Consider the following 12,673-nt stretch of genomic DNA (forward strand, 5'->3'; position numbering starts at 1 on the left):
GAAAGCGGCGGGAATCGTCTTTGGCAAGGAAATCTTTCCAAGAATCTGCGCTCACAGACGCAGATGCCGGATTCTTCAGCTTTCTTTTCGTTATAATGTTGCTGCGACCTCGACCATTTGATCGGCCGCAGTGCCCCAGCCTTCGAAAAAACCCATAGCCTTGTGCTGTTCCGCGCCGGCCGCATCAACGTGGCGGGCCGTCACCGTATATGTGCAACCAGTGTCTTTCGGCGTGATTTTGATCTCTGCTGTGAATGGAAACTGCCCCTCACCTGATGTGTCTTGCGGATGGAAACCCGCGGTCATCATGTTGGTAAATGCAAAGCGACGGTCCTCTTCTGCTGCAAGCACGCAGCCCTGCCCCGACGTCGGTTCAGGCATATCAGGGATAACCATCGTCGTATCAAACGCCCCGCCGGAGAATGCTTCGATTTTGGTTCAGTCGTCGATACAGGGCGTGGCGCAAACCATTGCTTCAGCAATTCGGGCTCAGTCCAGCACCTCCAGACACTGTGCGGAGAAACTGCGAGTTCCCGGGTAAAAGAAAGTATTGTCTCAGTCCTTGAATTGCTCCAGCGAAGCGGCAACCGCATCCATGCTGTCTAACCGGTTTTCCCAAATCTCTTTCTGCCATGCGAGCCAACCTTGTGCTGCGATCAGCGGTTCCGGTTCGATATGGCAGGTTCTGACCCGTCCTTTCTTGATCGACCTGACGATACCGGTTTCTTCAAGCACCTTGAGATGACGCATGAACGTTGGCAGTGCCATTTTGTGTGGCGCGTGCAGTTCACTGACGCTGGCCGGACCAGAGGCGAGACGTTCAATAACGGCGCGGCGTGTCGGGTCGGACATAGCGCCAAAAAAGGAATCAAGAGGATGAGTCATGACGTCAACATCGTCCCATCTGCATCATACTGTCAATACACTTAGCAATATGGCTAACTAAATTTGAGCCGAATCCAGCTTGCTCACAATGGGTGTTCGGCTACCCTGCGCCTATGGCATCTGATCCCCGATTCATTCACCTGCGCGTTCACACAGAATACTCACTTCTGGAAGGCGCGATTCCTGTCAAGAAACTGCCCGCTTTGGCTGCTGGCATGGATATGCCAGCCGTGGCGGTCACTGACAGCAACAACATGTTTTGCGCCTTGGAATTCTCGGAAGGCGCATCGAAAGCGGGGATTCAGCCTATCATCGGCTGTCAGGTCGATGTGACCTACCTTGAGCCTGAGCCGGGAAAGCGCCCTGAAGCACCTGCACCCATCGTCCTGCTGGCCCAGTCCGAGCAGGGGTATATGAACCTGATGAAGCTGAACTCCTGCGCCTATCTGGATGCGGCAGGTCAACTCCCACAGGTCACAGTCGAGGAACTGGCCGCCCATGCCGAGGGGCTGATCTGTCTGTCTGGCGGACCAGATGGCCCGATTGGACGGCTTTTGCGGCAGGGCCAGCGCCCCAAAGCCGAGGCGCTGATGGATCGCCTGGCGGTTATCTACCCTGACCGCCTTTATGTCGAACTGCAGCGCCATCCCGGCGACGGTGGCCTGCCGGAAGCAGAGCGTCTGTCAGAGCGTGGACACATCGAAATGGCCTACGCCAAAGGCTTGCCGCTTGTGGCGACAAATGACGCTTACTTTCCAAAGCCGGAACTTTACGAAGCGCATGACGCGCTGATCTGCATTTCGGAGGGGGCATATGTTGACCAACAGGAACCCCGCCGTCGTCTGACAGCGCAACATTACCTGAAATCGCCACAAGAGATGGTGACCCTTTTTGCGGATTTGCCGGAGGCGGTCGAGAACACGGTCGAAATCGCAAAGCGCTGCGCATTCAAGGCGTACAAGCGCGATCCGATCCTGCCCAGATTTGCTGGCGACGAAGTCGCCGAACTCCGCCGACAGGCGCAGGAAGGCTTGAAAGCACGCCTTGCAGTCATCCCCCATGCCGCCCCTGTCGAGGAATACGAAAAGCGCCTTGAGTTCGAGCTGGGGATTATCGAAGGGATGGGCTTCCCCGGCTACTTCCTGATCGTTGCGGACTTTATCAAATGGGCCAAGGAAAATGGCATTCCTGTAGGTCCGGGGCGGGGGTCCGGTGCGGGCTCGCTTGTGGCCTATGCGCTCTTGATCACCGACCTTGATCCCCTGCGCTACTCGCTGCTGTTCGAACGCTTCCTGAACCCTGAGCGTGTCTCGATGCCTGACTTCGACATCGACTTCTGCATGGACCGGCGCGAAGAAGTGATCCGCTACGTGCAAGAGAAATACGGCCGCGACAAGGTAGGGCAGATCATCACTTTTGGTGCGCTGTTGTCCAAGGCGGCTGTCCGTGACGTGGGTCGCGTGTTGCAGATGCCTTATGGGCAGGTGGATCGCCTGTCCAAGATGATTCCTGTAGAGGGCGTCAAACCTGTCAGTATCGAAAAGGCGTTGGCTGATGAACCGCGCCTGCGCGAAGAGGCCAAGGCAGAAGAGGTCGTAGATCGTCTCCTGACCTATGCCCAACAGGTCGAGGGCCTGTTGCGCAATGCCTCGACCCACGCTGCTGGTGTGGTGATCGGGGACCGGCCCTTGGACGAACTGGTTCCGCTGTACCAAGACCCGCGCTCGGACATGCCAGCCACCCAGTTCAACATGAAGTGGGTGGAACAGGCCGGATTGGTCAAGTTCGACTTTCTTGGTCTGAAAACCCTGACCGTGATCCAGAACGCAGTCGAGTTGATCAGACAAGCGGGGCGCCCGCTGAACATCGCTGCTGACGGCACCAAGCTTTACGATGCGCCAGCGGGTTTTGAATACGACATCGGTGCAATCCCGCTGGATGATGAGAAATCCTACGATCTGTACTCGGCGGCAAAAACCATTGCCGTATTTCAGGTGGAAAGCTCGGGCATGATGGATGCGCTTAAGCGCATGAAACCTACCTGTATCGAAGACATCGTGGCGCTTGTGGCGCTCTACCGCCCCGGACCGATGGAGAACATCCCGACTTATTGCGACGTCAAGAACGGCAAGAAGGAACTGGAATCGATCCACCCTTCCATCGACTACATTCTGGAGGAAACCCAAGGCATCATCGTCTATCAGGAACAGGTGATGCAGATCGCGCAGGTCATGGCGGGTTACAGCCTTGGCGGTGCAGACCTGCTGCGCCGCGCGATGGGGAAAAAGATCAAAGAGGCGATGGACGCCGAACGCCCAAAATTCGAGGCGGGCGCCAAGGAAAACGGGATCGACGCCAAAAAGGCACGCGAAGTTTTCGACTTACTTGAGAAATTCGCCAACTACGGTTTCAACAAGTCGCACGCTGCGGCCTATGCGGTGGTCAGCTACCAGACCGCCTGGCTCAAGGCGAACCATCCGGTCGAGTTTATGGCCGGTGTGATGAATTGCGATATCCATCTGACTGACAAGCTGGGCGTCTACTTCCAAGAGGTGAAAAAGGGCCTCGGGATCGACTACATCCCGCCATGCGTGAACCGCAGTCAGGCGACATTTGATGTAAAGGATCAAAAGCTGGTCTATGCGCTGGGCGCGCTGAAGAATGTCGGCGTCGAGGCGATGAAACTGATCGTTGATGGACGCGGGGATCGCGAGTTCGTCAATCTGTTCGACTTTGCCCGCCGCTGTGATCTGAAACGCATCGGCAAACGCCCGCTTGAGATGCTTGCGCGGGCAGGGGCCTTCGACGTGCTCGACCCTAACCGCCGCCGCGTTTTGATGAGCATTGATGCGCTGACCAGCTATTCGGCCGCGATCCACGATCAGAAATCCTCCAATCAGGTTTCGCTCTTTGGTGAGGCCGGTGAGGACCTGCCGGAACCCCGTCTGATTGCTGGCGACGATTGGCTGCCGGCTGAACGCCTGGCGGAAGAATTCAAAGCCATCGGTTTCTATCTCTCTGGCCATCCACTTGATGATTACATGGGGCCACTCAAGCGCAAGCAGGTAATGACGCTGGATGATGTGATGGCAAAGGCAGAGCGCGGTGCCGCCATCGTCAAAATGGCTGGCACTGTTTCAGGCCGGCAAGAACGCAAGTCGGCGCGGGGCAACCGCTTTGCCTTTGTGCAGCTTTCCGACCCGACGGGCCAATACGAAGTGACGATGTTCTCTGACACGCTGGAAAAGGCGCGCGAACATCTTGAAACTGGCGCAAGAGTTGTCATCACTTGCGAGGCCACGATGGAGGCGGACCAGCTCAAGCTGCTCGCGCGATCCGTCACACCGATCGACGCTATGGTGGCGGATGCGGGCGGAGCAGGACTGCGCGTCTTCATCGACGCGCCCGATGTCATCACCTCTGTCCAGTCTATCCTGTCCAATGCCGCGCGCGATGGTGTGCGCGGTCGAGGACCGATCTATTTTTGCCTGATGGGCGACGGCCTGCCCGGCGAAGTCGAACTGGACCTCGGCGACGATTTTCCTGTGAATCCGCAGATCAAGGGCGCGCTACGCAGTCTTGGCGGCGTCATCGAGGTTGAGGACGCTTAAGCCCGCTACCTCACCATTTTCAGGAATGTGGCTTGGATGTCGTTGTCATCGCTGGCCGAGTTGCAGCCCGCCTGCGCATTGACGTGAGAGGCCATATCAATCACGCCGTTAGACACCATTGATGTGCCCTTGAAGTCATTGGGCTTTCCCGGAGTTGCAGCGAACTTGATGTCGCCCATCGTAAAGATTTGCGACCCGAAGGCCGCGAAATCGGCTGCAAAGCTGACGCCACCCATCGTGACAAGCTGCGCCCCGTTTTGCTCACACCCCTCAGAGTCCAGAGACCCGAGCGAAAGCCCATGCGGCGCTTGAAAACTCTTGTCGCCCTGAGACAGCGAGATGACGCGCGCATTCTCAATCACGCTGCCCTCGCCGAACTTCACGTCACAAGGTGTGATGACAATCACTTCGCTCAAGACTGGTAGCGCGTCTTCACTGCCACGACCGGTATCGCCATCTGTGGTATCATCGTCCCGATTGTTACGACCGTTATTGTTTTCGTTTTTTTGCATACGCGTATCCTCAGATCCGGCACGCTTGCCTTGTCTGGTCGCGCTGGTGTCATCTGATACGGAGGCTTGGGCACTGCTCCCGTTTCCGCTTGAAATGGTCAGTCCCTTATTCGGTTGTGAGCAATTCACATAATACACACCGCCCGCGGTCAGGGTTGTGCTGTCAATCTCGCTGACAGTCCCAAGGTCCCGCATGATTTTGTCGGTGATATAGGATGGCCAACCGATTTCATCGCCTGACACACCAGGATGGGGGAAGTCGGTGCCAGTGGGGTTTTGATACTGATAGAGCATGTTCTCAATACGCGAGAGCACACGCAGATCGAATTCATCATCGGCAAGGGCATCTGACAAGCCGCTCACATCGTCGATCTTGTCGCCAGGTACCACCACCGTGTTCGCGCCGCCTGGCATCGAGACGATCGCCCCGTTTTCAAATTCGTTATTCACCTGAAGCTGCACTTCGATATTGGAGTGCACACATAAGCCTGCGCCGAAGAAGTTCTGGTTCTGCATGTCGACAATACCTTCAGCCAAGAATCCGTCGCTGAAGCAGTCGGGTGTGTATGTCGCGAAAGTCGACTGCGCGAAAATCTGAAAACTGTCTCGCCCAATCAGACGGAAAAGGAACGTTGTTGCCGCATTCGATCTCTCATCACTGAAGGATGTGATGACCCTGACTGCGACGCGCGAGGTAGGGTCCGCTGTAAAGGTCTCGGTGGCTGGGTCGTAAATGCCGAACTCAATATCGTCCGCATCAACTGTGATCCCGTTTCCGGCAATCGGTAATGTGGCCTGCACGACATCAATCGCGGCAGTCTTGGCTTCGTCGTGGTCCTTGCCACCAATCCGCAAATTATAAAGTGCGGCATGTGCCGCCTGATCAGCAGCCACCTGAAGGTGGGTGCGGTTGGCATACATTGCAGTTACATCAAGTGCGAGCGCACCGAGAATGCCCGACACAACAAATAAAAACAGCCCCAGCACGGTCATGCTGCCGTCAGTGTCTTCTTTAAACTTCTTGGCGAAACGGCGCGTATGCGCGAACCGAGGATCAGCCATTACTCAGTTCTCCATGTAGTGCTGGGAGGTGATGCTGATTTCGGTGTCAACAAAAGTAGGGATTGAGCCAACTGCCATAAGATCGCTGGCCTGCATCGTCGCTGTCGTAATGATGACGCCGTTCACAACGGATGTCGTGACCTCGCTGGCGGGTGCCAAAGCAACAAGCCTGCTCTTGATATAGGCGCTGGTCTCAGTGTCAGTTTCAAGAGAGTTTACGGAGTACGCCCGATTGCCGTCCTGAATGATCCGGAGCGCCTCAGCTTTACCGTAAAAGATGAATGAAACGTCTGTAATCAAAACAAAAAGATAGAAGAACAGCGGCATCCAGAGAAGGGACTCGACTGTGGCTGTTCCACGCTCATCTCCCTGAAATCGTCTTATGAAATGTGTTGGCATTATGAACGCTCCCTTTATGACGCGTTTAAATACCGTTCATATTCGGCCACTTTTGTGATGGGGTCCAGTCTTTTGTGTGACCTGTTTCTGGAAACATCTGGGTTTGTCACCAATACGGGAACAGAGGCGGTCTCACACGCGCTTTCTTGCAAAATTGTCGTCAAAGATCGCATGGTTTCATGCGATGCGCGCCAATCAAAAGGGCCGCACCAATGGTGCGGCCCTTTTCGTGTCAGCTGATGAGTCGCTTAGCTGCGGTTCATGCGATTCTCGATCAGCTCGTCGACGACTGACGGGTCTGCAAGGGTCGAAGTATCACCAAGTGCACCAAAATCGTCCTCAGCAATCTTGCGCAGGATGCGGCGCATGATCTTTCCTGAACGGGTTTTGGGTAGCCCCGGCGCCCACTGAATGAGATCCGGCTTTGCAATGGGGCCGATCTCCGAACGAACCCAGGTCTCAAGCTCTTTGCGCAACTCATCAGATGGCTCTTCGCCGGACATCAGGGTCACATAGGCGTAGATGCCCTGACCTTTAATGTCATGCGGATACCCCACAACGGCGCTTTCTGCGACTTTTGGATGCGCGACAAGGGCACTCTCGACCTCTGCCGTACCCATCCTGTGGCCAGAGACGTTGATCACGTCATCCACGCGACCAGTGATCCAGTAATAGCCGTCCGCATCGCGGCGGCAGCCATCGCCGGTGAAGTAGTAGTTCTTGTAGTCAGCGAAGTAGGTTTTCTCAAAACGCTCGTGATCGCCCCAGACCGTGCGCATCTGTGACGGCCAGCTGTCCTTGATGCAAAGCACGCCTTCTGCTGCGGTTTCGTGGATTTCCTCGCCAGAGGTCGGTTCAAGGATGACAGGTTGCACACCGAAGAATGGCAGCGTGGCTGAGCCAGGCTTGGTCGCCACGGCACCAGGCAGAGGCGTCAGCAAGTGCCCCCCTGTCTCGGTCTGCCACCAGGTATCGACAATCGGGCAGTTTCCCTTGCCAACGACATCGTTGTACCAGTTCCAAGCTTCGGGGTTGATCGGCTCCCCGACCGTCCCCAGCACTTTAAGATCGGAAAGATCGTATTTCTCGACAAATCCGTTTCCCTGACCCATCAGCGCACGGATCGCGGTAGGTGCTGTATAGAACTGGTTGACCTTGTGCTTTTCACAAGTGGCCCAGAAGCGGCCCGCATCGGGATAAGTCGGCACACCTTCAAACATCAACGTGGTCGCGCCATTCGCGAGCGGTCCATAGACGATATAGCTGTGGCCCGTCACCCAGCCGACGTCGGCGGTGCACCAGAAGATATCTCCGTCGTGATAGTCGAACACGTATTCCTGTGTCATCGACGCATAGACGAGGTAGCCACCGGTTGTGTGGACCACGCCCTTCGGCTGGCCGGTCGAACCAGAGGTATAAAGGATAAAGAGCGGATCTTCTGCGTTCATCTCTTCTGGGGGGCAGTCCGCGCTGACTTTTGCTGCCAGATCGTCGAGCCAGAAGTCACGGCCTTCTGTCCAGCCGATATCCTGACCGGTCCGTTTGACACACAGACATTTGCAATCGTGCTCGACCGCGCTCAGTGCCTTGTCGACACTGTCCTTGAGGTTGGTGACGCGTCCGCCGCGTGGCGCACCGTCAGCCGTAATGACGACCTTCGCCTGCGATCCATTTATCCTTGCGGCCAATGCATCTGAAGAGAAACCGGCGAAGACGATCGAATGGATCGCGCCGATACGCGCGCAGGCCAACATGGCATAGGCTGCCTCAGGGATCATTGGCAGATAGAGGACAACGCGATCACCTTTGCTCACGCCGAGCTCTTTGAGCGTGTTCGCCATGATCGAGGTTTTTTCGTGCAGCATTTTGTAAGTGATGTGTTGCGCTTCATCGTCGGGGCTGTCCGGCTCCCAGATGATTGCTGTCTGATCGCCGCGTGTGGCCAAATGGCGGTCAATGCAGTTGGCGCTGACATTCAGCGTGCCGTCTTCGTACCAGCGGATATCGACATTGCCGGGGGCGAAGCTGGTGTTCTTGACCTTGGTATAGGGCTTGATCCAGTCGAGCCTCTTGCCGTGCTCACCCCAGAAGGCTTCCGGATCGGAGATGGAGGCAGCATACATTTCTTCGTATTTTGCTTTGTCGGCATGCGCGCCGGCGGCCATTTCGGCAGATGGTGCATAGGTATCGGCTGGATATTCGGTCATTCACAAGCTCCCTTTGTCTTGGCTTTCCCACACGCACGCGTGCAGGTCTCCTCCGCGTAAAGTGAAACCGAATTCAGTCCTGAATCCAACCCTTTCGCGCGTTCGTGCGCGAATATGCGACGGGCTGGCCTGTCGCCGCTTTGATCTGCGTCAAGAGGGTGAGGGGCTTAAGCCGCCAATGTCCTTGATCAGTTCAACGATTTCCCCGACCCCATGGCCCTGACGCAGTTGAGCGAAAATGAATGGCAAGTCCCCACGCATCCGTGTCGCATCCCTTTCCATCACTTCAAGCGACGCTCCGACATGCGGTGCAAGGTCTGTCTTGTTAATTACCAGAATATCAGAGCGCGTAATGGCGGGCCCACCCTTGCGCGGTATTTCCTCGCCCGCAGCAACGTCGATCACATAGATCGTCACATCGGCAAGTTCCGGGCTGAAAGTCGCGGAAAGGTTATCCCCGCCGCTTTCAATCAAGATCAGATCCAGATCGGCATGGCGGGCTCGCAATTCTGAAACCGCAGCCAGATTGATTGAGGCATCCTCACGGATTGCCGTATGAGGGCAGCCGCCCGTTTCGACACCCATCACACGATCGGCCGGCAAGATTTGCATCCGCATCAGGGCTTCGGCGTCCTCTTGCGTGTAGATGTCATTGGTGATCACCGCGAGGCTGACCTGATCCTTAAGTGCTTTGGCCAGTTCGGCTGTGAGCGTTGTTTTGCCAGCGCCGACCGGCCCGCCAATTCCAACACGCAATGGTCCGTTTGGTGACATGTCTTCTCCTTAAGACCGGAAAATCCGCGAGGCCATCGCCTCATGCTGCATCGAAGCGGTATCGACGGCAAATGTGGCGCTGCCGATATCGTCAAGGCTTGCAGCCTCTGCCTCTGCCGCGACCGCCAGAATGATGGGATGCAGCTGTGCCAATATGCGCTGGCCGTCGGTTTGTCCAAGCCGCATCAGGCGTTGCGCCGCTTGCACAAGGTTCGAGGCGAACGCCTGAAGCCAGACCTGCAACACCGGCGTCAGAGGCAAGTCCGCAAGCGCGGCAGCACGCCCGACCGCAACTGGAAACGCCATATTGGGAAGCGGTAATGCCCAGACCTCGCGGGTGGTGGCAACAAAGGCCGCCCCTTGCTGAAGTGTTTCCATCCGGCGTTCTTTCGACGGCGAAAGGGCTGCTGCCAGCGAAGCGACTTCAGTGACATCATCGGAACGGTAGGCTTCGGCCAGAAGGATTGCATCGCTCCGGCCCGCGCCATGTGTCAACACAGCGGCCAGCCAATCCGCCAACCCATCGCGGCCACTGATATCACCACGGGCGATCGCCTGCTCAAGCCCGTGCGACCAGGCAAAAGCGCCGACGGGGTAAGCCGGTGACAGCCATTGCGTCAGGGTCAGGAGATCAAGGTCACGCATGGGAATGGCTGTGATCGTGACCCATTGTTCGCCCGTGGCCATAGGCCCCACCTTCCGGCGTGAATGGCGCGGTCACGTCCTCAACAGTGGCACCCAGTTGCTCTAGCATAGAGCGCATAACTTTTTCGCGCTGAACGAAAAGCCCGTCATCAGAAATTGCACAGGGCGCATGTCGATTGCCGATATGCCATGCAAGCCGTGTCAGATCTCCAGTGACACGCATCAGCGGCTCATCAGCGGCAATGACAGCGATCTTGCGCCCGTCGGTCAGCAGAAATGCGTCGTGACCTGTGACCGATGTCGTCTGCGCCAGATCAACAAGAAACGGCACGCCCTGATCCGTGATCAGCTTCTTACGGCGCAGCAATCGCGCATCGTAAGTCAGGCTGACCGTATCATCAGGCGTGCCGTGAAAGTGGATGATCTCGTGGGCGACCGTCATTCGCGGCCATCCTGATCAATGCTTATGCGTCGTGATGGAACACCATTGCGGCCGCCTCGGCGCGGGTCAGCCCCTTTGCTTTCAGCTCGGCGTCGGTCATGTCGGACACAGCGCGAAGCGCTTGCGTGCGCGCATTGCTCTCGGCAAGGCGTTCGATACCGCGTGCCAGCGCATAGAAAGGTGCCAGCACCAGTTCGGTCAGCATTTCGCGGTTTGTAATCAAAGTGTTGTCGGGTCTTAACGACATAGATAGCCTCTCGGGATTGGATCGTTCTCCCCCCTGAGACAGAGCTAGGATGCGCCTCTTGGACCATCAACGGCCAAACCTGCATTGCCATCATGCGCGTCATGCAAAGCTGCCCTTGCGTCAAAACAGGAAGTATCGCTGCGCCATCGGCAGTTCCGTTGCTGGCTCACAGGTCAACAACTCACCGTCGGCGCGCACTTCGTAGGTTTCTGGATTCACGTCGACCTGCGGCATCGCACTATTCAGCTTGAGGTCTGTCTTGCCGATCCCGCGTGTGTTGACGACCGGCAGCGTCTTTTTGGCAAGGCCAAGGGTTTCGCCAATGCGCGCGTCCTGAGCAGTCGCGCTTACAAAGGTCACGGCGTTATTCTCGACCGAGCGCCCGTAAGCGCCGAACATCGGCCGCGTATAAACCGGCTGTGGTGTCGGGATCGATGCGTTCGGGTCACCCATCTGGGCGGCCACAATCGTCCCGCCCAACAGGACCATCTCGGGTTTCACGCCGAAAAAGGCCGTATCCCAAAGCACCAGATCAGCGCGTTTGCCGACTTCTATCGATCCCACGTGCTGCGAGATCCCATGCGCAATCGCAGGGTTGATCGTGTATTTCGCGATGTAGCGCCGGACCCGTAGGTTATCATTGTCGCCCTGCTCCTCGGACAGTGCGCCGCGCTGCACTTTCATCTTATGCGCCGTCTGCCAGGTGCGGATGATCACCTCGCCAACGCGGCCCATCGCCTGACTGTCAGACGCGATGATGCTGAAGGCCCCCATGTCATGCAGGATGTCTTCCGCAGCGATGGTTTCGCGGCGGATACGGCTTTCGGCAAAGGCCACATCCTCGGGGATGGATTTGTCGAGGTGATGGCACACCATCAGCATATCGAGATGCTCGTCCACCGTGTTGACGGTGAAAGGCCGCGTCGGATTGGTCGAGGATGGCAGGACGTGGCTTTCGCCGCAAATCTTGATGATGTCTGGCGCATGACCGCCCCCCGCACCCTCAGTATGAAAGGCGTGGATTGTGCGGCCTTTCATGGCGGCAACGGTGTTCTCGACAAAGCCGCTTTCGTTGAGCGTGTCGGTGTGGATCATCACCTGCACGTCCCACGCATCCGCGACAGATAGGCAGGTATCGATGGCTGCGGGTGTCGTTCCCCAGTCCTCATGCAGTTTCAGGCAGGACGCGCCGGCCAGCACCTGTTCTTCCAATGCCGCTGGCAGGGCCGCGTTGCCTTTACCAGCGAAAGCAAGGTTCATCGGGAAGGCGTCAGCGGCTTGCAACATCCGGCCGATATGCCAAGGACCCGGGGTGCAGGTTGTCGCAAGCGTGCCATGCGCAGGCCCCGTGCCGCCACCAATCATGGTCGTCAGGCCGGAATGAAGCGCATCTTCGATCTGCTGCGGACAGATAAAGTGGATATGGCTGTCGATCCCCCCGGCAGTCAGGATGCGGCCCTCGCCTGCGATTGCCTCGGTGCCAGGCCCGATGATGATATCGACGCCTGGCTGTGTGTCAGGATTGCCAGCCTTGCCAATCGCTGCGATCTGCCCGTCTTTGAGGCCGACGTCAGCTTTGTAGATACCTGTCCAATCGACGATCAACGCATTGGTGATGACCGTATCGACCGCCCCTTCTGCCCGCGTGCGCTGGCTCTGGCCCATGCCGTCGCGAATGACTTTACCGCCACCGAACTTGACCTCTTCGCCATAGGTCATGGCGTTCTTGCCTTCACCGTCACTCATTGCGGCGCCGGCGCGTTCTGCGGTCAGGTCACGCTCGACTTCGATGATCAGCTCTGTATCGGCAAGCCTGACACGATCCCCCACCGTGGGGCCAAACATTGCGGCGTAATCGGCGCGTGAGATCGTGGCTGGCATTCAGGGCT

General features: G+C 57.1%; 11 protein-coding genes and 1 pseudogene. 1 reads left to right on the forward strand and 11 read right to left on the reverse strand.

Annotated features, from left to right (window positions below; genetic code table 11):
• Positions 1–90: 90 nt before the first annotated feature.
• The 3 genes and pseudogenes from BM316_RS16820 to BM316_RS14405 all read right to left on the reverse strand — a co-directional run bounded on the left by BM316_RS16820 (position 91) and on the right by BM316_RS14405 (position 885).
• A complete protein-coding gene (locus BM316_RS16820; RefSeq protein WP_278246882.1) occupies positions 91–432 on the reverse strand; it encodes an SRPBCC domain-containing protein in 342 nt (113 codons plus the stop codon).
• A gap of 14 nt (positions 433–446) precedes the next feature.
• Positions 447–593, reverse strand: a pseudogene (locus BM316_RS16900) (SRPBCC domain-containing protein); the annotation flags it as partial.
• On the reverse strand, positions 556–885 hold the full coding sequence (locus tag BM316_RS14405; RefSeq protein WP_090210001.1) for an ArsR/SmtB family transcription factor: 330 nt from the start codon (positions 883–885) through the stop codon (positions 556–558). The gene BM316_RS14405 and the pseudogene BM316_RS16900, both read right to left, overlap by 38 nt.
• 113 nt (positions 886–998) lie before the next feature.
• Here BM316_RS14405 and dnaE point away from each other — a divergent pair, with 113 nt between their 5' ends.
• Positions 999–4,496 carry a DNA polymerase III subunit alpha gene (dnaE, locus tag BM316_RS14410; protein ID WP_090210004.1) on the forward strand — a complete coding sequence of 1,166 codons (3,498 nt, stop codon included), beginning with the start codon at positions 999–1,001 and terminating at the stop codon, positions 4,494–4,496.
• A 5-nt stretch (positions 4,497–4,501) separates the two neighbouring features.
• On the opposite strand, the gene BM316_RS14415 is transcribed toward dnaE, so the two are convergent.
• From BM316_RS14415 to ureC, 8 genes are all read right to left on the reverse strand, one after another.
• Positions 4,502–6,070, reverse strand: a complete 1,569-nt coding sequence (locus tag BM316_RS14415) for a pilus assembly protein TadG-related protein (protein WP_090210006.1) — start codon at positions 6,068–6,070, stop codon at positions 4,502–4,504.
• 3 nt (positions 6,071–6,073) lie between these two features.
• Positions 6,074–6,469 carry a TadE/TadG family type IV pilus assembly protein gene (locus tag BM316_RS14420; protein WP_131802597.1) on the reverse strand — a complete coding sequence of 132 codons (396 nt, stop codon included), beginning with the start codon at positions 6,467–6,469 and terminating at the stop codon, positions 6,074–6,076.
• A gap of 248 nt (positions 6,470–6,717) precedes the next feature.
• Complete coding sequence (acs, locus tag BM316_RS14430) at positions 6,718–8,676, reverse strand: acetate--CoA ligase (protein ID WP_090210013.1); 1,959 nt, start codon at positions 8,674–8,676, stop codon at positions 6,718–6,720.
• 150 nt (positions 8,677–8,826) lie between these two features.
• Positions 8,827–9,450, reverse strand: a complete 624-nt coding sequence (ureG, locus tag BM316_RS14435) for an urease accessory protein UreG (protein ID WP_090210015.1) — start codon at positions 9,448–9,450, stop codon at positions 8,827–8,829.
• 9 nt (positions 9,451–9,459) lie between these two features.
• Positions 9,460–10,137: an urease accessory protein UreF gene (locus BM316_RS14440; protein WP_242649920.1), complete on the reverse strand. Its 678-nt coding sequence runs from the start codon at positions 10,135–10,137 to the stop codon at positions 9,460–9,462.
• On the reverse strand, positions 10,088–10,537 hold the full coding sequence (locus BM316_RS14445; protein ID WP_090210018.1) for an urease accessory protein UreE: 450 nt from the start codon (positions 10,535–10,537) through the stop codon (positions 10,088–10,090). Before BM316_RS14445 ends, BM316_RS14440 begins: the two co-directional genes overlap by 50 nt.
• Before the next feature lie 22 nt (positions 10,538–10,559).
• A complete protein-coding gene (locus BM316_RS14450; protein WP_090210020.1) occupies positions 10,560–10,784 on the reverse strand; it encodes a DUF1127 domain-containing protein in 225 nt (74 codons plus the stop codon).
• A gap of 120 nt (positions 10,785–10,904) precedes the next feature.
• Positions 10,905–12,665, reverse strand: coding sequence for an urease subunit alpha (gene ureC, locus BM316_RS14455; protein WP_090210022.1), 1,761 nt, complete (start codon positions 12,663–12,665; stop codon positions 10,905–10,907).
• Positions 12,666–12,673: the final 8 nt, after the last annotated feature.

Source organism: Yoonia litorea, from assembly GCF_900114675.1.
In the GTDB taxonomy this organism is placed as follows: Bacteria; Pseudomonadota; Alphaproteobacteria; order Rhodobacterales; family Rhodobacteraceae; genus Yoonia; species Yoonia litorea.

Excerpts from the sequence above, each read along its gene's own strand:
- BM316_RS14420 (WP_131802597.1), bottom strand. The coding sequence starts at position 6,469 with ATGCCAACACATTTCATAAGACGATTTCAGGGAGATGAGCGTGGAACA.
- ureC (WP_090210022.1), bottom strand. The coding sequence starts at position 12,665 with ATGCCAGCCACGATCTCACGCGCCGATTACGCCGCAATGTTTGGCCCC.
- BM316_RS14440 (WP_242649920.1), bottom strand. The coding sequence starts at position 10,137 with ATGGCCACGGGCGAACAATGGGTCACGATCACAGCCATTCCCATGCGT.
- ureG (WP_090210015.1), bottom strand. The coding sequence starts at position 9,450 with ATGTCACCAAACGGACCATTGCGTGTTGGAATTGGCGGGCCGGTCGGC.
- BM316_RS14405 (WP_090210001.1), bottom strand. The coding sequence starts at position 885 with ATGACTCATCCTCTTGATTCCTTTTTTGGCGCTATGTCCGACCCGACA.
- BM316_RS14450 (WP_090210020.1), bottom strand. The coding sequence starts at position 10,784 with ATGTCGTTAAGACCCGACAACACTTTGATTACAAACCGCGAAATGCTG.
- acs (WP_090210013.1), bottom strand. The coding sequence starts at position 8,676 with ATGACCGAATATCCAGCCGATACCTATGCACCATCTGCCGAAATGGCC.
- BM316_RS14415 (WP_090210006.1), bottom strand. The coding sequence starts at position 6,070 with ATGGCTGATCCTCGGTTCGCGCATACGCGCCGTTTCGCCAAGAAGTTT.
- dnaE (WP_090210004.1), top strand. The coding sequence starts at position 999 with ATGGCATCTGATCCCCGATTCATTCACCTGCGCGTTCACACAGAATAC.
- BM316_RS14445 (WP_090210018.1), bottom strand. The coding sequence starts at position 10,537 with ATGACGGTCGCCCACGAGATCATCCACTTTCACGGCACGCCTGATGAT.